The 18,156-nt window shown below is 40.3% G+C and carries 18 protein-coding genes and 1 pseudogene; all 19 read left to right on the forward strand.

The window, feature by feature from the left end; translation table 11 throughout:
- The first annotated feature begins 3 nt into the window (after positions 1 to 3).
- Positions 4 to 1,170, forward strand: coding sequence for a LegC family aminotransferase (locus tag OV592_RS08180; protein WP_406611040.1), 1,167 nt, complete (start codon positions 4 to 6; stop codon positions 1,168 to 1,170).
- On the forward strand, positions 1,163 to 2,335 hold the full coding sequence (neuC, locus tag OV592_RS08185; protein ID WP_406611041.1) for a UDP-N-acetylglucosamine 2-epimerase: 1,173 nt from the start codon (positions 1,163 to 1,165) through the stop codon (positions 2,333 to 2,335). Before OV592_RS08180 ends, neuC begins: the two co-directional genes overlap by 8 nt.
- A gap of 10 nt (positions 2,336 to 2,345) precedes the next feature.
- Complete coding sequence (neuB, locus tag OV592_RS08190; protein ID WP_406611042.1) at positions 2,346 to 3,419, forward strand: N-acetylneuraminate synthase; 1,074 nt, start codon at positions 2,346 to 2,348, stop codon at positions 3,417 to 3,419.
- The gene (locus OV592_RS08195) at positions 3,412 to 4,068 is read left to right on the forward strand and encodes an acetyltransferase (RefSeq protein WP_406611043.1); all 657 of its coding nucleotides are present in this window, start codon (positions 3,412 to 3,414) and stop codon (positions 4,066 to 4,068) included. The genes neuB and OV592_RS08195 overlap by 8 nt, the downstream gene beginning before the upstream one ends.
- Positions 4,065 to 5,108 (forward strand): nucleotidyltransferase family protein, encoded by a 1,044-nt coding sequence (locus OV592_RS08200; protein ID WP_406611044.1) that lies wholly within the window; start codon positions 4,065 to 4,067, stop codon positions 5,106 to 5,108. Before OV592_RS08195 ends, OV592_RS08200 begins: the two co-directional genes overlap by 4 nt.
- A complete protein-coding gene (locus OV592_RS08205) occupies positions 5,109 to 6,083 on the forward strand; it encodes a Gfo/Idh/MocA family protein (protein ID WP_406611045.1) in 975 nt (324 codons plus the stop codon).
- A gap of 23 nt (positions 6,084 to 6,106) precedes the next feature.
- On the forward strand, positions 6,107 to 6,799 hold the full coding sequence (locus tag OV592_RS08210; protein ID WP_406611046.1) for a cytidylyltransferase domain-containing protein: 693 nt from the start codon (positions 6,107 to 6,109) through the stop codon (positions 6,797 to 6,799).
- A complete protein-coding gene (locus tag OV592_RS08215) occupies positions 6,796 to 7,566 on the forward strand; it encodes an oxidoreductase (RefSeq protein ID WP_406611047.1) in 771 nt (256 codons plus the stop codon). Before OV592_RS08210 ends, OV592_RS08215 begins: the two co-directional genes overlap by 4 nt.
- A 22-nt stretch (positions 7,567 to 7,588) precedes the next feature.
- A complete protein-coding gene (gene hisH / locus OV592_RS08220) occupies positions 7,589 to 8,233 on the forward strand; it encodes an imidazole glycerol phosphate synthase subunit HisH (RefSeq protein WP_406611418.1) in 645 nt (214 codons plus the stop codon).
- Positions 8,226 to 9,035, forward strand: coding sequence for a HisA/HisF-related TIM barrel protein (locus OV592_RS08225; protein WP_406611048.1), 810 nt, complete (start codon positions 8,226 to 8,228; stop codon positions 9,033 to 9,035). Before hisH ends, OV592_RS08225 begins: the two co-directional genes overlap by 8 nt.
- 12 nt (positions 9,036 to 9,047) lie before the next feature.
- Positions 9,048 to 10,319 carry an N-acetyl sugar amidotransferase gene (locus OV592_RS08230; protein WP_406611049.1) on the forward strand — a complete coding sequence of 424 codons (1,272 nt, stop codon included), beginning with the start codon at positions 9,048 to 9,050 and terminating at the stop codon, positions 10,317 to 10,319.
- Positions 10,320 to 10,322: 3 nt separating this feature from the next.
- Positions 10,323 to 11,435 (forward strand): N-acetyl sugar amidotransferase, encoded by a 1,113-nt coding sequence (locus tag OV592_RS08235; RefSeq protein WP_406611050.1) that lies wholly within the window; start codon positions 10,323 to 10,325, stop codon positions 11,433 to 11,435.
- Between the two features lie 18 nt (positions 11,436 to 11,453).
- A complete protein-coding gene (locus OV592_RS08240; RefSeq protein WP_406611051.1) occupies positions 11,454 to 12,002 on the forward strand; it encodes an acyltransferase in 549 nt (182 codons plus the stop codon).
- Between the two features lie 110 nt (positions 12,003 to 12,112).
- Positions 12,113 to 12,343: pseudogene (locus tag OV592_RS08245) on the forward strand (IS5/IS1182 family transposase); the annotation flags it as partial.
- A gap of 92 nt (positions 12,344 to 12,435) precedes the next feature.
- Positions 12,436 to 13,884 (forward strand): lipopolysaccharide biosynthesis protein, encoded by a 1,449-nt coding sequence (locus OV592_RS08250; RefSeq protein ID WP_406611052.1) that lies wholly within the window; start codon positions 12,436 to 12,438, stop codon positions 13,882 to 13,884.
- 29 nt (positions 13,885 to 13,913) lie between these two features.
- Positions 13,914 to 15,104, forward strand: coding sequence for a hypothetical protein (locus OV592_RS08255; protein WP_406611053.1), 1,191 nt, complete (start codon positions 13,914 to 13,916; stop codon positions 15,102 to 15,104).
- 59 nt (positions 15,105 to 15,163) lie between these two features.
- Entirely contained in the window at positions 15,164 to 16,273 is a 1,110-nt protein-coding gene (locus OV592_RS08260; protein ID WP_406611054.1) for a glycosyltransferase family 4 protein, read from the forward strand.
- Positions 16,274 to 16,280: 7 nt separating this feature from the next.
- Positions 16,281 to 17,051, forward strand: coding sequence for a glucose-1-phosphate cytidylyltransferase (rfbF, locus tag OV592_RS08265; RefSeq protein ID WP_406611055.1), 771 nt, complete (start codon positions 16,281 to 16,283; stop codon positions 17,049 to 17,051).
- On the forward strand, positions 17,023 to 18,156 hold the full coding sequence (gene rfbG, locus OV592_RS08270; RefSeq protein WP_406611056.1) for a CDP-glucose 4,6-dehydratase: 1,134 nt from the start codon (positions 17,023 to 17,025) through the stop codon (positions 18,154 to 18,156). Before rfbF ends, rfbG begins: the two co-directional genes overlap by 29 nt.

The raw sequence follows: 18,156 nt of genomic DNA on the forward strand, positions 1-18,156 counted from the left end.
AGCATGACCCCATCAAACATTGTCGAGTTTGTTCGTGACATCTATCAAACGAGTGAGTTTATCCCACTACATGCGCCAACATTCTCAGGAAACGAAAAGGAATACGTCCTAGAGACCATTGACAGCACCTTTGTGTCCAGCGTGGGAAAATTTGTTGATCAATTTGAACAGAAAATTGAAGCCTTCACAGGTAGCCCTAAAGCTGTCGCAACAGTAAATGGTACAGCAGCATTGCATGCTGCGCTCTATATGGTCGGTGTAGAGCGAGGAGATCTGGTTATTACCCAAGCTCTTACTTTCGTAGCAACCTGTAACGCGCTCTACCATATGGGGGCAGAGCCTGTTTTTGTCGACGTTTCTCCTGTCAGTCTGGGGTTATGCCCTAAAGCACTAGAAGCATATTTGTCAGAGAACGCTGACCTTACGGAAAATGGATGTTTTCACACGGGGACAAAACAGCGTATTCGTGCAGTAGTGCCGATGCACACTTTCGGTCACCCAGTGGAAATGGATGAATTGATTGCGGTGTGTGCCAAGTGGAAGCTTGCGCTAGTTGAAGACGCTGCCGAAAGTTTAGGTTCATTTTATAAAGACAAGCATACCGGCACGATCGGTGATTTCGGTGCGATGAGTTTCAATGGAAACAAGGTCATTACTACTGGGGGCGGGGGCATGGTATTGTGTGCGACAGAGGACTCGGGCAAACACACCAAGCATGTAACTACAACCGCCAAGGTTCCTCACCCGTACGAGTTTTTTCACGATAAGCCTGGCTTTAACTATCGCATGCCTAACGTTAATGCGGCTCTGGGGTGCGCCCAGATGGAAGTTCTTGAGGACTACCTAGTGAATAAACGTATTCTCGCTGCTTCTTACCAGAGTTTATTTAGTGGCAGTGAGTTTGAGTTTGTTGCTGAACCTTCCTATGCAAAGTCTAACTATTGGCTTAACGCTGTGATTTGCCCGAGTTCTGATGAGAGAGAGCAACTGATTAAAGAAACCAATGCTGCTGGTGTGATGACGCGCCCTATATGGAAGTTAATGCATCGGTTGCCAATGTTTGCCAATGCAATGCGGGGCGACTTGCCTCACTCTGAAACGATTGAAGCGCGCTTGGTTAATTTGCCTAGTACCCCAGTCTGGAATAAAAGCGTAAAACGTCATGACTAAATCACTAAAAGTAGCGGTGTTCACTGGCACTCGAGCTGAGTATGGTCTTCTGTATTGGCTGCTCAAAGATATCCAAGATGACTCCGAACTAACTTTGCAATTGCTTGTTTCAGGAATGCACCTTTCGCCGGAGTTTGGAGAAACCTATCGCCAGATCGAGAATGATGGTTTTCATATCGATGAGAAAGTCGAAATATTATTATCTTCGGATACAGCTGTTGGCACTGCCAAGAGCATGGGGCTTGGGGTTTTAGGGTTCGCAGATTCGTTGAGCCGTTTATCACCAGATGTGTTAGTAATCTTGGGTGACCGGTTCGAAGCGTTAGCTGCTGCTCAAACTGCAATGATTCTTCGTATACCTGTGCTACACCTTCATGGTGGAGAAATCACTGAAGGGGCTTATGACGATGCGATTCGCCATGCGATTACTAAGCTAAGTTACTTGCATGGTACTTCAACAGAGGAGTATAGGCAGCGCGTCATCCAATTAGGAGAGACCCCAGAACGTGTCCGAAATGTAGGTGCGATTGGCTTGGAACACCTTAAACGCGCAGACTTCATGTCGGTTGAGGAATTAAGCGAATCTCTTAGCTTTTCACTCAACAAGCCGTTTTTCCTCGTTACCTATCATCCTGTCACTTTGGGGAGTGAGGAACCAGAGGCTAGTTTCTGTGCATTGACGGACGCCCTTGACAAGTATCCTAACTATCAAGTGGTCGTCACTTACCCCAATGCTGATGATGGTGGTCGCCGCATAATTCCACTTTTGGAGTCATACGCAAAGCAAAATCAGGAGCGGGTGATTGCCATTCCTTCTTTAGGACAGCACCGTTATTTGAGTGCTGTTAAGCATGCGGTGGCAGTGATTGGAAACTCGTCGAGTGGCATTATTGAGGTGCCAGCTTTTGGCGTGCCCACAGTCAATATCGGTAGGCGTCAAAAGGGAAGGCTTGCAGCGAAGAGTGTGATCAATTCACTTCCTGAGTCAGGTGCGATAGAGAGCGCAATCAATATTGCAATCTCAAGAAGTTACAAAAAAGATGGCGAAGTCATCGTCAACCCATATGGGCAAGGGAACACTAGTGCCCAAGTTGTAGAGATGATAAAAAGTACAAGCTTCAAAACCTGCAAAGCTTTTTTCGACATTCAATTCAACCAAATATAACGAGAACGTAATGACTTTGATAATTGCAGAGGCTGGGGTTAATCATAATGGCGAAGAATCTTTGGCATTTGAATTGGTAGATGCTGCCCACAAGTCCGGTGCAGACATTGTCAAGTTTCAGACCTTCAAAGCTAGAAACTTAGTCACAGAAACAGCTGAGCAAGCTGAGTACCAGGTAGCAAATACCAAAAAGCAAGAGTCACAACTGGCTATGCTAAGTCGGTTGGAATTATCTTATGAAGCTCATCATGCTCTGGTAAAACACTGTGAGGATTTGGGAATTGAGTTTCTGTCTACAGCGTTTGATTCAGAAAGCCTAGACTTTCTGGTAAATGATCTTGGGTTGACGCGGCTAAAACTTCCCTCTGGTGAATTGACGAATGCGCCTCTAGTTTTGGAGCATGCTCGAACTGGTTGTGAGTTGATTGTTTCCACTGGTATGGCGACTCTTTCAGAGATAGAGATGGCATTGGGAGTAATAGCGTTTGGCTACACGACTCCGGAAAATGCAGAGCCTTCTATTCAGGCCTTTCAGGAGGCGTATGCTTCTAAACAGGGGCAATCAGCGCTTCAAGCCAAAGTTACCATTCTGCATTGCACGACGGAGTATCCAGCACCAATAGAAGAGATTAATCTTAAGGCGATGGATACTTTGGGTAATAGTTTCGCCCTTCGAGCCGGTTACTCAGATCACAGTGAAGGAATAACCATTCCAATTGCTGCTGTTGCGCGTGGTGCAACCGTAATTGAAAAGCATTTTACTCTAGACAAAATGATGGAAGGGCCAGACCACAAGGCATCGTTAGAACCGTCAGAGCTCGCTGCTATGGTTTCAGCGATCCGCCAGGTAGAAGTGGCTTTAGGCAGTTCTGTAAAAACACCGACTGTATCCGAAGTTAAAAATAAAGCGGTAGCGCGAAAAAGTTTGGTGCTTGCAGAGTCGATTCAGAAAGGCGAGACAATTAAAGCGTATCACTTGACCATAAAAAGACCCGGAACGGGAATGAGCCCCTATAAGTTCTGGAGCGTTCAGAATTCTCACGCTTCCAGAGACTACTCTATGGGTGACCTTTTAGATGAGTAACGCGAAAGGAAAGCCAATTGTAATTCTTGGTGGCGGCGGGCACGCGCTAGTTCTTGCTGAAATTCTATACGCTCTTCAATTACCATTGATCGCCGTAGTATCTGATAGTAAACCCGAAGCTGCAGCTTTTAAGGGATTAGATCATATAGGAAACGACGAACTGTTGGTTAAAGCATATGCTCCAGATGAAATTGAATTGGTGAACGGCATAGGCCAAATGCCTGGTAACTTAATTAGAAATAAAGTGTCCAAGTTTTATGAAAAGCTGGGCTACCAGTTCACTTCAGTCATATCTCCCACAGCTATAGTGTCTCCATCCGCTCGATTGGCTCCGGGAATTCAAATTCTCGATGGCGCTGTTGTTCATGGGGAAGCGAGGATTGGTGAGCACAGTATTGTGAATACCTCTGCGATAATTGAGCATGATTGCCACATCGGAGCTTCGTGCCATATCGCTCCTCGCGCAGTGTTATGTGGCGGTGTAAAAGTGGCTAATGGCACACATGTTGGTGTTGGAGCCACATTGATTCAACAAGTGACCGTGAGTGAAAACTGTTTGATTGGAGCTGGTGCTGTTGTTACAAAAAACATCCCGTTTGGCCATAAAGTCTACAGCGCCAAGAGTATAGTGAAACCGGAATTAGTATGAAAAACTGGGAAATAATATTATTACATCTAGAAGACTCTATCAGAAATGCAATGCTAAAGATCGATGAAAGTTCATTGAGATTTGCGGTCGTAGTTGACGATGAGAGAACTCTCTTAGGTACGGTTACGGATGGCGACATTCGAAGAGGATTGATTGCAGGTAAAGTGCTAGCAGACGAGGTGGCTGGCGTTATGAACATTGCACCATTTAGTGTTCCAGAAGAAATGTGTCACAAAGAGGTTCTCACCAAACTGCAAGAGAACTCCTACTTGGCAACGCCTGTTATCAGAGAAGGAAAAGTTGTCGGTGTTCACACTCTTGAGTCTCTTCAGCGCAGAGGCAGGTACGATCATCCCGTGTTTCTCATGGCTGGTGGGTTCGGTACTAGACTAAAGCCCTTAACCGACAATTGCCCGAAACCTTTGCTGAAGGTCGGTGATAAACCAATTCTGGAGATCGTACTAGAACGCTTCATTAAAGCTGGTTTTCATAATTTCTATATATCTACACATTATCTCCCTGAAATGCTTCATGATCATTTTGGAGATGGAAGCAGCTGGAATGTAGACATAACCTATGTACATGAAGAAGAACCTCTAGGCACTGGTGGAGCTCTCGGTTTATTACCAAAATCTCTGTCAGAACTACCGATAATCATGTGTAATGGTGACGTTCTGACCACACTTGATTTTGAGAAACTACTAGCTTTCCACACTCAACACAAAGGTATTGCGACTATGTGCGTTAGAGAGTTCGATTATCAAATTCCTTTTGGTGTTGTGGAATCAGAAGGCATTGAAATAACAGCCTTATCTGAAAAGCCGACTTACAGTTATCATGTTAATGCAGGCATTTACGTGGTAGAGAGAGGGCTTCTTGATAAACTTGAGAGCAACCAGTACATAGATATGCCAACCCTACTGGAAAGCCAGTTTAACAAAAAGGTCAACATGTATACTTTCTATGAATACTGGCTAGATATTGGTCGGATGGATGATTTCAAGAAAGCGCAACGTGATATAGAAACGCTGGATTTATAGATGTTTGAAAAAGTTGCAGTTATTGGTCTGGGCAACATTGCCGTACGTCACCGTAGAAACTTAAAATTTCTCTATCCAGACGCCTATCTATATGGAATGTCGGCAAGTGGTAGAATTCCTTCTGAAGAAGTCAGTGATTGCGATGAAATTGTTAGTTCAGTTAGTGAGCTAATCCAAATTGGAGTGGAGTTGGCTATTGTTGCTTCGCCAGCACCATTTCATGCAGAGCATTCCATAGAACTTATCAATTCTGGAATACCAATACTCATTGAAAAGCCTCTTACTGTCTCTTTAAGCGATTGCGAATTGATTCACTCGGCAATTAATAACAGTCACACTCCTGTTGCAGTGGGCTATTGTCTACGTTATTTGCCATCATTGATGACTCTTAGGGATATCCTCGATAGAAAAACTATTGGTACTATTTATAATGCGCACGTAGAAATTGGCCAGTATTTGCCAGATTGGCGACCTAACAAGTGTTACAAAGAATCTGTTTCAGCTAATTCTGAGTTAGGGGGGGGGGCACTGAATGAGTTAAGCCATGAGCTAGATTACGCGCAGCTGCTATTCGGCGCGCTTTCAGTGAATCATGCGGTCTTACGGTCTTCACAAGAACTCGGTTTAGCAGTAGAGGATTGTGTAGATATCGTTGCTAGTAACGAGGATAGTGCACTAATAAATATACACTTAGATTTTCTTCAGCGGTCTGCTTATCGTCGTTGTCGAATTGTTGGTAGTCGTGGTGCCTTACTTCTAGATCTCATAAAAAATGAGCTTGTTATGACCACTGAAAATGGTAGCCAAGTTCTCTTCAGTGAACCTAGCTGGGATAAAAACCAAATGTATCTTAATATGTTACGAGACTTTGAAGCTCAGATCCAAGGACGCGAGCACCAAACGGTTTCTGTCATCGAGGCTATGCAAAGTGTTGCGTTAGTGCAACAAGTTAAAGATCGATTCCCTATTCTTTAGTTTATCTATAAGAGATATTTAAAATGAAAAACTTCGCATTCATTTTTGCTAGGGGAGGCTCAAAAGGACTACCTGGTAAAAATATTCTCCCTTTAGAAGGTAAACCCCTAATTCAATATTCAATAGAAACGGCAGAGTTATGTCCTTCAATTGAACGCGTTTTTGTATCAACAGATTGTGAGAAGATCGCTAACGTTGCGAAACAAGGGGGCGCAATTGTAATTGAAAGACCAAATGGCTTAGCTACCGATACTAGCCCTGAATGGCTGTCTTGGCGTCACGCAATCGAATGGGTGAAAACCAACTATGGAGAGTTTGATGGGTTTGTGAGTATGCCGGCAACTAGCCCATTGCGCTCTGTCGAAGATGTTGAAAAAGCTATCGCTCAAAGAACGGCCGTCAACGCAGATGTATGTGTATCGGTAACCCCTGCGAGTAGAAGTCCGTATTTTAATATGGTGAAAATTAAAGAGGGCGGCTTAGTAGAACTGGTTAATACTCCAGACTTTGACGTTACTCGGCGTCAAGACGCTCCCGAGGTTTTTGATATCACCACTGTCGTTTACGCTGCCGATCCTGAATTTGTATTAGACAAATACGGATTGTTTTCTGGCACTGTTACAAGTATTGAAGTACCGAAAAATAGAGCCGTTGATATTGATGATATCTACGACTTTAAATTAGCTGAAGCAGTTTTGAGAGTGGGTGATAAATGAAGGAATTATTAGCTGGTAAGACATTTATGGTTGCCGGTGCTGGGGGGTTGCTTGGGAGTCACATAGTTAAAGGTGCTATGGAGCAAAAAGCTCATATAATAGCTGTGGATACTAATTTGGAATCTATGTCAGAAAGACTTGAAAAGCTTGGCATTGATACAAACAGTGAGCTATTGAACCTACGGTTCTTAGACATTACCGACCAAGGTAGTGTAGTGGAGGCATTCAAAAACTTTGGTGATTTGCATGGGGCTGTAAACGCTACATACCCAAGGTCATCGTCTTATGGTAAACATTTTTTCGATGTTTCATATGCGAGTTTTAATGAAAATGTTTCACTTCACTTGGGCAGTGCTTTTTTGTTTGCTCAACAATGTGCAGCTTACTTTAAAACAAAGAAAAAACCATTTTCTTTAGTAAATATATCCTCCATTTATGGTGTGGTAGCTCCTCAGTTTGATGTTTATGACAACACTTCGATGACTATGCCAGTGGAATACGCAGCTATAAAATCTGCTATTCAACATTTAAGTAAATACATTGCAGCTTATATCGGAGATAGTCGTTTTCGAGTTAACTGTGTAAGCCCTGGTGGTATCTTCGATAACCAACCGACTGATTTCATTGCCGCTTACAAACTAAAAACAAATGGTAATGGAATGTTGAATGTAGAAGAGGTCGTTGGTTCTGTTATGTTCCTATTGTCAAACCAATCTAACTTTGTAACCGGTCAAAATTTAATTGTTGACGACGGATTTAGCCTATAACTTGGGATTTACAGTGAAAAAAATGAAAATTGCGATAATAGATTATGATATGGGCAATGTTCGATCTATCGAAAATGCTATCAATCACGTAGGTGATTTCGAGATTGATATTACGAGCGATCCTGAACTCATTAAGGCGGCAGAATGTTTGATCCTGCCAGGTGTCGGCGCATTTCCTGACGCAATGAAAAAGTTAAAGGAAAAAGGACTGTTCGATGTCTTGAATAAAGAAGTTACGGTTAAAGGTAAACCAGTTCTTGGAATTTGCCTCGGAATGCAGATTTTATTTGAGTCATCGGAAGAAATCACTTTTACTAAAGGGTTAGGTTGGATACCCGGACAAGTCGAGTATATGCAACCTGGAAGCGGACTGAGGGTACCCCACGTTGGTTGGAACTCATTAAATCTTGCTGATAATGCGAGTGTTTTTGATTATCTACATGACGATAAAGACTTCTACTTTGTACATAGTCTATGGGTAAACTGCCCAGATGAATATAAGTTGGCTACCTTCAACTATGGTGTTGAAATGACCGCAGCTGTTAAAAAAGACAATATAATGGGCATGCAATTTCACCCTGAAAAAAGTCAGAAGAATGGACTGGCTGCAATGAAGAGTTTTCTTACGTGGGCGGAAAATAATAAAGTAGGTAAATGTAATGCTTAAAACGAGATTAATACCATGCATCGTTACTAAGAACGAACTTGTTGTTCAAAGTTTTGGATTTGAGCGCTATCTACCAATTGGAAATGTAAAAACAGCAATCGAATTTTTTGTAAATTGGGATGTCGATGAGATCATTGTAAATGATATAGATGCGACCAGTGAAAATCGCGAACCTAACGTAGAACTCGTAAGGTGGGCTGCTAAAGAGTGTTTCGTTCCTTTAACTGTTGGTGGTGGAATTAAAAACATAGAACATATACGCAATCTTTTAAAAGCCGGAGCGGATAAAGTTTCTATCAACTCCATTGCTATTGATGACCCGAATTTCGTTACAGAAGCTGCTTCTATATTTGGAAGCCAATGCATAACAGTTTCAATTGATGCTGTTAAAAATGATGATTATTTCAAGGTATATGATTATCGAAAGGGTACAGGTCTGGATTTAGATGTTATGTCATTTGCAAAGGAAATTGAGGCCGCAGGTGCTGGTGAAATTCTATTAAATTCTGTCGATAGAGACGGGAGTAGGCTTGGCTATGATGCAGAACTGTTGAGAGTAGTTTCTGAAAACGTGTCAATTCCTGTGATAGCCCTAGGCGGAATTGGGCGTTTCGATCAATTAGCCGAAGGAGCAGCCAAAGGAGGCTGTCAAGCTTTAGCTGCTGCGAACATATTTCAACACATGGAGCACAGTACTATTGCTGCTAAAGCTCAAATGAAAGAAGCAAAACTAAATATACGTTTGAGCTCAGAAGTTAAATATGAAGATTTCAACCTCGATTTCCTTGGTCGACCTTATTGAGTGTAGTCATTTATGAATTATTGTAAACGTTGTTTATACCCAGAAAACCATGCTTTAAATATCATATTGGATAAGGATGGAGTCTGTAGCGGTTGTCGTGTACATGAAGAAAAGTACGAGATTAACTGGAGTGAAAAAGAATCCGAATTGGATAAAATCTTGTCTCATTACAAAGACAGACCTGGTACTCATTACGATTGTGTTATTCCTGTTACTGGGGTTGGAGACGATTTTTTCGTTGTAGATTTGGTCAAAAACAAATATGGACTGAATCCCTTGTTGGTGACCTACAATACTCATTTTTCAACTAAGGTTGGAATACGAAATTTGGCAAGGTTGATAACGGAACTAGACTGCGATCATATGGCTTCAACAGTCGGCCCCGATACTGTCAAAGAGATCACTCGCATTACACTTAAAGAACTTGGTGACATGTATTGGCATGTTCTAGCGGGCACTCAAACATTCCCAGTTCAAGTTGCAACTAAACTTGATATTCCATTGATTATATGGGGTGTAAATGGCTGGCTAGATCAAGTTGGAATGTTTAGCCATCACGATCGTGTTGAAATGACGAAAAAGGTCAGAAAGGAACATGCTTTACGTTGTCGTGATGCTGAATCTTTGATTGGAACAAGCGATAAAGTTTCAGCTAAAGATTTGCAAGCCTTTACCTACCCTTCAGATGCGCAACTTGAGAAGTCACGTGTACGCGGTTTGTATATTGGTAATTATGTGTTCTGGGATTCACAAAAGCAAATTGAAGAAATGATTGACCGTTTCGGATACGAAACCTTTGCTCAGGAGCGAACCTACAATACTTATGAATCTATTGCATGTGCAAATAATGCTAGCGTTCACGACTACATTAAGTTCTTGAAGTTTGGCTACGCTAAAGTAAACGATCATGTTGCACGAGATATCCGGCTAAAACGGATTAGTAGAGAGCAGGGTTTAGAGCTGATTCGTCAATACTTGACAATAAAACCAAAGGCACTTTCTCAATTTTTAGAATGGCTAGGTATCAGCGAACAAGAGTTTTATACAGCAGTAGACAAATTTCGGGACCCTACTGTTTGGGAACGTAAAGAGTTTAATGAATGGGAACTTAAAGATTCAGCACTAGATATCATCTTGTCTCCTAATGATCAGGAGCTACAAGTCAATGATCCCCGTGAGTATAAATTGACTGAAGTATTAGAAGAGCAATCTTTTGATGAAGATTATATTTTACTGGGTCGAACATATATTGATGAAGCTAACTTTAAGGCCAAAGAAGGGTAATCTATGAAATTTTGTTCTAATTGCGTGATGCCTGATACTAAGCCAGGTATTGTATTAGATGAACGTGGGTTTTGTAATGCATGTCGTACAAAAGAAGTTAAAGCAAATATTGATTGGGACTCGAGATACCAAGATCTTGTGTCAATCGTTGATGAAATCCGCGCACAAGATAATCCATTCTATGACTGTATTGTCGCAGTAAGTGGAGGTAAGGACAGTTGGTATCAAGCTGCTGTATTGGCAGAACAATTCGGATTGAAAGTGTTGTGCGTAACATTAGCAGCGCACGTGCCTACTACGGAGGGTATAGACAACCTCAACGAGATGATTAAAGATCTCAATGTAGACCACATGAAGATTACCATTAAACCGAGTGTGTTCAGAAAAATACGCAAAAAATGTTTCCTGCGCCAAGGTGAGCCAAACTGGGCAGAACATTGTGCAATGTTTTCTAGTGTTGTAAATACAGCTCTAATTTACGATGTACCATTAGTTGTTTGGGGCGAAGATATTGCTTTTGAGTTTGGTGGTATCCAACGCGCGGAAAGCAAGCCATCAGCAATAGCTATCGACAAGAGCGATCTAATAAAGGAAAAGACGATTCATGACTGGTTAGATGATGATATCTCAGAGCGAGATATATTTTTCTACAAGTATCCAGATTATGAAAAACTTAAAGAAGCAGGTGTTAAGTGTATCTATTTGGGGCACTTCTTACGTTGGTATGGCAGACAGAACTATGAGTTTGTAAAGGAACGTGGCTTTACTGAAAGGCGAGCAGGGCCACTACCTGGAAACTTTTTGACCTATGATAATATCGACGAAAAATTATGTGAGATAAATATTTGGTTTAAATATCTCAAATTTGGTTTTTGGCGTGCAACTGATCAAACGTGTTACGACATTTGGAATGATCGCATGACACGAGATGAAGCCGTAGATATCGTAAACAAATTGCAAGGTGATTTTCCCGGAAATGACTTTGAACATTTTCTTCGATTCCACGACATAACGGAAGAGCAGTTTTGGGAAACTGTTGATAAGTTTAGGAACCATGATATTTGGGAGCAGGTAAACGGTGAATGGCAACTTAAATATAAACTAGAAAAGCTGTAAGACTAAAGGGTTAACTTGATGTTTGGGATTTTTAATAAGATTCGCTTTTGGCTTTGCTCGCATCGAGTTGGCCCGGATATACCATTAACTCATTGGATGCTTTACTCCAAACGCTTGGGTAGGTTCTTGTGCACCAAAAAATTTAAAGAATTTGGAGACGGTGCTTCAGTTAGGCCAGGTTCATATTGTGTGGCCACGGATAATATTTCATTGGGTAAAAATGTTGTCATTAGGCCTGGTAGTATGCTTCATTCAGACCCTGAGCAAGTAGGTGCTGAAATCATTGTAGAGGATGATGTTTTAATCGGATCGGGTGTACATATATATTTAGATACGCATGCTTTTGATGATATAAATAGAGCCATATATTACCAAGGCTTTTACACCGCAAAATCTGTGAGGATTCAAACAGGCGCTTGGATTGGCGCAAATACAATTATACTTCCAGGCGTAACAATAGGTCGTAATGCTGTCGTTGGGGCAGGCTCCGTGGTAACACAAGATGTACCTGATTACGTCGTAGCGGTTGGAAACCCAGCACGAGTCATTAGGGTTTTAGACGAATAATTGTTTTAGTTACTAGGTATGCTTGCTCTCCAGAGGTCTTAATAGATTGGTTAAGACTACAGGGCAACAGCGTCTTGGTCATTGAAATAATAAATAAGCATCCTTCCAGGAAAAACAACAATGACTATCACCGACGCTCATTATCGGAAACGGTACCTTACCGTTACAAACAACTGATATTCGGAAAGTTGATCTTGTGTGGCTACAACGGTCAGGTTGGTGGAGTCTTGGCAAACGTGAAGGCGTTTAACAAAATGAGCAGGCTAGGTATGGCTACTCGTCAAGAAACTGAATACAACTCTGAAGAGCTGGGTATCCTTGGATCTTACTTATCAAATTGATTAACAAAGCCCCTTGAGTTATGAAGTTTAAGCTTTCTTTTCGTAGTGGGCTCGTGAGGTCCACTTGATTTTTATGTTTGATGAAAAATAATATGACAAAAGAACAAAATGATAGTCTGAAGAAGCGATATTTTTTCAAGCTGATGTCCAGTGCTGTTTCAGGAGGCGTGAATGTTCTTTTGATTGCTTTAGTACCCAAGGCGTTGGGGCCAGTCGCCTATGGACAATTTAATTTTCTTCAACAAATGTTTAATCAGCTTTTTTCCTTCTTAGATTTTAGTTCATCCACAGCTCTATTTACAAAACTGTCGGCGAATAACTCTAGAAAAGAGTTAATCCTGTTCTACAGCTTTTTGTCTATTTTTATTCTTTTGGTTGCTGCGCTGTTTGTTGAATTAAGTGTTCGTTTTGATTTTTCATCAGCTATTTTTTCTGATGTTGATGTTTGTTACATTTATTATGGGTTAGCTTTCGGTTTTCTAACCTGGATTACTCAGGTACTAGTAAAAATTTCTGACGCATATGCGTTGACGGTATCAGTAGAAATAGTAAAAGTTATTCATCGTGTTGTGGCTTTAGTCATTTTGCTCCTGGTTATCAACTATCTCGGACTTAACTTAGATTCGTATTTTCAATATCAATTGTTCATGCTATCGCTATTTGTTGTTGCTCTAACTCTAATTTTCTTTAATGTTAAACTAATGAATAGGGTCACACTACAAAGAAAGATTGACTGGAGATTAACTACCAAAGAATTTTACAGGTTTTGCTCACCATTGGTTGTGTTTAATATAGTTGCCATTTCGGGGGGGATGTTTGATGTATGGTTGTTGCAAGATGTTTCTGGGTCAGTTGAAGTTGGGTTTTATGGTCTGGCTTTTTCTATATCTAGTATGTGCATTATATTTACCAGTGCCATGACTCCAATAATAATGAGAGAGTTTTCAAAAGCAATTGAGTTGGGGCAGGTTGCAAAGGTTAAAGAGCTTTTTTTAACTTACTCACCTAAGTTATATTTTATATCTGCTTTTTTCTGCGTTTTTATTGCATTTAACGCGAGTGATTTTATTTTGATTTTTTCAGATGAAAGATATGTGGATGCCAATGCTGTGTTGTTTATTTTGGCTTTTTATCCACTTCATCAAACATATGGGCAAATTAGTTCTGCACTGTTTTTTTCATCGGAAAAAGTAGTTTTATATCGAAATATTGGTTTGGCAGTAGCATTGTTAGGTTTTTTATTTACCTGGCTAAGTGTTGGTTGGTTGGAATTAGGTGCGATTGGGTTGGCACTGAAAATGGTTATAGTTCAATTTATTGGTGTGAACATTCAATTGTACTATAACTCTAAGTATTTAAATCTAAGCTTCTCGAAATTGATAGTGCAACAAGTTGGTTTACTACCCGTATTAGTTTTATATAGCTACATATCTAAAATTTACATTGTTGAAAGTCAGTTTTTAAATTTATTCATTTCTGGTTTGATCTATTCGTCATTGGTATTCTTTACAGTCCTGTTTGCGATGAAAAAGTTTAGATGATACCTAGTGTTACCCAAAAGAGTGTTAGTATGAACGTTTGGTTTTTTAGTGTGAATCGTGTTTCGGATAGGGATTTTGCTCGGTACGGTTTGGAGGAGTTAGTTGCGTTGGGTTTCAGCATTAAGGTTATCGATATATCTGACTTAATCTGGGGTACCAAGGATGCTGTTTTAGAAAACGAAATTAAATTTAGTTTGGAATATTGTAATTCGAAACGATGTTTTTTTTCTATAATAGATGGTATTTCTGAACAAGATGCTATTATATGTGGTGGAGTGTTACCACCTCTTTATCATTTATATTTGTCTAGAAAAACAAGAAAGTTCGGCTTGCAAACGTTGGGTGCGATGCCGGCTGTGAAACCAATGTATAGTAGAGAAAGCTTGAGAGATAGATTTAGCCAGTATGCAGCAATATTAAACAGGAAGGGGTTGTTTCAGAAAGTTCTTTCCAAGCTTATAGGGTTTGTGGTCTATAAAAGGTACCCATTCAAATTTGTTCAAAGGTCGGGGTATTTGTCAACTAGTAATTATCCAGGGCTTGGTCATGAGCACGATATAATCGAGTGTCAATCATATGATATTTATATGCATTTGCTCAAGAAAACTTCAAAGACGAAAGAACTAAGTAAAACTTTGTGTAGAAATTCTTCTGGGTATATTCTCTGGATTGATCAAGCAATCCCTTATCATACTGATACTTTGAAGTGTAATGGCGATATCAGTATTTTCGCAACAGGTTACTATCAACGAATAAAATCTCTGTTATTGAGATTGTCTGAACTTTATGGGTGCACTATTAAAATATCTTTACATCCTAGAATGTATGACAGCGTGATATATCAACGTGTTTGGGAAGGTTGGGATGTTTTATCTGAGGATACAGTGAATGGTATTCGCGGAGCTTCATTATGTGTAACACATAATAGTACGGCTATTCATTCGGTTGCATACTTTAAGGTCCCTCTATTTTTGATTAAGGACGTTTTATTAACTGATAATGGTTATGATGCAGGGATTACAGATTCATTTAAGGAAGAACTGGGCTGTATATTAATTGATAGCTCTTCTACCTCTTCGTTCCCTCAAGGGGTTCCACCTATTGACCTGGCTAGATATGAAAGCTATGTGAGAAAGTATGTTTATAATGGTGATTCTCCGTACCCGATAAATGCAATAAACACATCTAAATATATTAGTGAAAATGGGGGTAGGGGTTGAAAGTCATATATTGTGAAAATTATCGAAAGGGTGGATTAGACACTTTTTTAACAAATCTGATGAACGAGCTTGATGGTAATTGTTTTTTGGTTATCAATGAATCTCATGAGGGTGCACCGGATTTAAAAGACAAGTTTGGTGATAGGGTTGAGTTGATAAATATTTTCTCTAGGCATAAGTGGCGGTCTTTAGATTTATTTCGTAACCCAAAGTTGAAAATGGCTGTTAAAGGCTGTTTGCTTTTAGTCGCATATCCGATAATTTTCTTTCAACTATTACTTTTATTTATAAGGAATTCAAAGTTTTCCGAGTTAATGATTGTAAATGGAGGCTTTCCTGGCGGCGATAGTTGTAATGTGGCGATTCTTGCTTGGTTTATTGTTAAGCGCAAAAAGTGTTGGTACAACTTTCATAATAATGCGCGACCTTATAGATACGGCATTGGACTGTTTCAGCGCTTTTTCGATTGGCTGATCGACTTTTGTGTAGAGGGTTTTATAACCGTATCAAATGACTGCGCTAAATCAATGCTGGTAAGAAAAGGTGTTTCGAATTCTATTGTTAAGGTTGTGTATAATGGGATTCAAGCTCCTCGCGTTGACTCTAGTTTTAAATTTGGTGGCTTGGCTGAAAACAGATTTAGACCTGGGTCTTGTCAAAGCATTGTGATGTTGGGAACTTTTGAAGAACGGAAAGGCCATGAGTTTTTGTTTTCGGCAATGGCCAAACTACCACAATATTGTTTACTAGTTTGTGGTTCCGGTACCCAAGAGGAACAAAGAAGGCTACGGGAGTTGTCTTCTGGGATTGAAAATATTTTCTTTTTGGGGTTTAGAGATGACAGCCATTCTATTATTCAAGCGTGTGACTTGTTAGTTGTTCCGTCAAAAGAAAATGAATCGTTTGGGCTTACAATTATCGAGGCGATGTCTTTAGATACACCAGTTATCGCTACTCGTGTCGGTGGTATGAAAGAAGTTATTGAACATGAAAAAGATGGACTGTTGGTTTCTTATGGAAACGTAGATGAATTAGTTGATTCTATTTCAAAAATTTTGGAAAACGAATCATATCGTAAGTTATTGACGAATAACGCTTACATTAGCTTTCAACGTAAGTACACAGCTAGTGTAATGGCTCAGAATTATAAAAACATAATTGGATGGTGAGGTAGTTATGAAGGTGCTAATTTTAGCGGGTGGTTTTGGTACAAGACTAAGTGAAGAAACAGGCTTAAGGCCAAAACCAATGGTTGAGATCGGTGGGAAGCCTATTTTGTGGCACATTATGAAGATGTACTCACAGCACGGGTTTAATGATTTTGTCGTGTTGCTGGGTTATAAGGGGTATTTCATCAAGGAGTACTTCGCCAATTATTTTCTACATCAAAGTGACGTGACAATCGACCTGTCAACTAACGAAATGAATATCCATAAAAATTCTTCTGAACCTTGGAGTGTCACGCTGTTAGATACCGGGTTGAATACGATGACTGGTGGAAGGATCAAACGCGCAGAAGCCCTTGTTGGTGACAAGCCGTTCATGCTTACTTATGGTGATGGCGTATCGGATGTAAACATTAGTGACTTGGTTAAATTTCATAACAATCATGGCCATGCCATCACTATGACTTCTGTACAACCTGAGGGACGCTTTGGTGCACTTGAACTATCTCAAGATAAGGTTATTAACTTCCTTGAGAAACCTAAAGGTGATGGTGCATGGGTCAACGGTGGTTTTTTTGTGTGCGAACCAAGTGTGTTTGAATACATCAGGGATGGAGATGAAACTGTATTTGAGCAAGAACCGCTACAGAAGCTTGCATTAAATAGTGAATTGATGACATATAAGCATAATGGTTTCTGGAAGTGTATGGATTCGCTCAACGATAAAAAACAGCTGAATGAAATGTTCGATAGTGGCGAAGCAAAATGGAAGACATGGTGATATGATGTTCAATAATGTTTATAAAGATAAGAAAGTACTGGTCACAGGGCATACTGGCTTCAAAGGGACTTGGTTAACTACATGGTTGCTCGAACTTGGTGCTCACGTTTGTGGTGTATCTAAGGATATACCAACAAAACCGGCAATGTTTGAAGAGTTGGGACTAGAACACAAAATCCAACACTGTATTCTTGATATAAGAGAATTGGAGGAGGTGTCCGCAATTATTAATGATTATGAACCTGATTTTATATTTCATTTAGCGGCCCAACCTATTGTTTCAGAGTCTTATAAAAATCCTATTGAAACAATTTCTACTAACGTGATGGGTACTGCTAACATTCTAGAGATACTTAGGAATTATAAGCATACTTGTCATGCAATTATTATCACAAGCGATAAGTGTTACGAAAATGTTGAATGGATTTGGGGTTATAAAGAAACTGATCATTTAGGTGGCAAGGATATTTATAGTGGTTCAAAAGGTGCTGCGGAGGTGATTTTTCATTCTTACCAAGAGTCGTTCTTCTCTGATTCAAATTGTAATATCAAACTAGCAACAGGCCGCGCTGGAAATGTAATTGGTGGTGGTGATTGGGCTGCAGACCGAATAGTTGCGGACTGCATGCGCGCTTGGAGTGTTGGGGATAAAGTTGAAATTCGTTGCCCCGAAGCGACGCGTCCATGGCAGCACGTTCTAGAGCCACTCAGTGGGTACCTTTCATTAGGTCAAGGACTCGTAGAGAACGCAAATATACATGGGCAACAGTTCAATTTTGGGCCTCGTGCAGAGCAAAATCATACAGTAAAAGAGCTGCTGTATGACTTAAGCAACTTTTGGAATTTTGAAAAGACAAGCGATGCCTATGATGTCACAGATAACATACCTTTTCATGAGGCTGGTTTGCTCAAGCTTAACTGTGATAAGGCGTTGTTCAATCTAAAATGGGAAGCTAATTTAAATTATCATCAATGCATCAAATTTGTTAGCGAATGGTATTATACATTTTATAAAGAGAAAGAGGATATGCTGGATTATACAACAAAACAAATCAGAGAGTACCAGCAAGAAGCTGCCCTAAAAAAACTTAAATGGTGCTGTTGA

Origin of the sequence: Agarivorans sp. JK6 (assembly GCF_045277145.1) — a bacterium.
Taxonomy (GTDB): domain Bacteria; phylum Pseudomonadota; class Gammaproteobacteria; order Enterobacterales; family Celerinatantimonadaceae; genus Agarivorans; species Agarivorans albus.

Bases quoted from the DNA above. Each gene is read 5' to 3' on its own strand.
- OV592_RS08230 (WP_406611049.1), top strand. From the start codon at position 9,048: ATGAATTATTGTAAACGTTGTTTATACCCAGAAAACCATGCTTTAAAT.
- neuB (WP_406611042.1), top strand. From the start codon at position 2,346: ATGACTTTGATAATTGCAGAGGCTGGGGTTAATCATAATGGCGAAGAA.
- rfbF (WP_406611055.1), top strand. From the start codon at position 16,281: ATGAAGGTGCTAATTTTAGCGGGTGGTTTTGGTACAAGACTAAGTGAA.
- hisH (WP_406611418.1), top strand. From the start codon at position 7,589: ATGAAAATTGCGATAATAGATTATGATATGGGCAATGTTCGATCTATC.
- OV592_RS08260 (WP_406611054.1), top strand. From the start codon at position 15,164: ATGAACGAGCTTGATGGTAATTGTTTTTTGGTTATCAATGAATCTCAT.
- OV592_RS08210 (WP_406611046.1), top strand. From the start codon at position 6,107: ATGAAAAACTTCGCATTCATTTTTGCTAGGGGAGGCTCAAAAGGACTA.
- OV592_RS08200 (WP_406611044.1), top strand. From the start codon at position 4,065: ATGAAAAACTGGGAAATAATATTATTACATCTAGAAGACTCTATCAGA.
- OV592_RS08225 (WP_406611048.1), top strand. From the start codon at position 8,226: ATGCTTAAAACGAGATTAATACCATGCATCGTTACTAAGAACGAACTT.
- OV592_RS08240 (WP_406611051.1), top strand. From the start codon at position 11,454: ATGTTTGGGATTTTTAATAAGATTCGCTTTTGGCTTTGCTCGCATCGA.
- OV592_RS08250 (WP_406611052.1), top strand. From the start codon at position 12,436: ATGACAAAAGAACAAAATGATAGTCTGAAGAAGCGATATTTTTTCAAG.
- OV592_RS08255 (WP_406611053.1), top strand. From the start codon at position 13,914: ATGAACGTTTGGTTTTTTAGTGTGAATCGTGTTTCGGATAGGGATTTT.
- OV592_RS08195 (WP_406611043.1), top strand. From the start codon at position 3,412: ATGAGTAACGCGAAAGGAAAGCCAATTGTAATTCTTGGTGGCGGCGGG.
- OV592_RS08205 (WP_406611045.1), top strand. From the start codon at position 5,109: ATGTTTGAAAAAGTTGCAGTTATTGGTCTGGGCAACATTGCCGTACGT.
- OV592_RS08180 (WP_406611040.1), top strand. From the start codon at position 4: ATGACCCCATCAAACATTGTCGAGTTTGTTCGTGACATCTATCAAACG.
- neuC (WP_406611041.1), top strand. From the start codon at position 1,163: ATGACTAAATCACTAAAAGTAGCGGTGTTCACTGGCACTCGAGCTGAG.
- OV592_RS08235 (WP_406611050.1), top strand. From the start codon at position 10,323: ATGAAATTTTGTTCTAATTGCGTGATGCCTGATACTAAGCCAGGTATT.
- OV592_RS08215 (WP_406611047.1), top strand. From the start codon at position 6,796: ATGAAGGAATTATTAGCTGGTAAGACATTTATGGTTGCCGGTGCTGGG.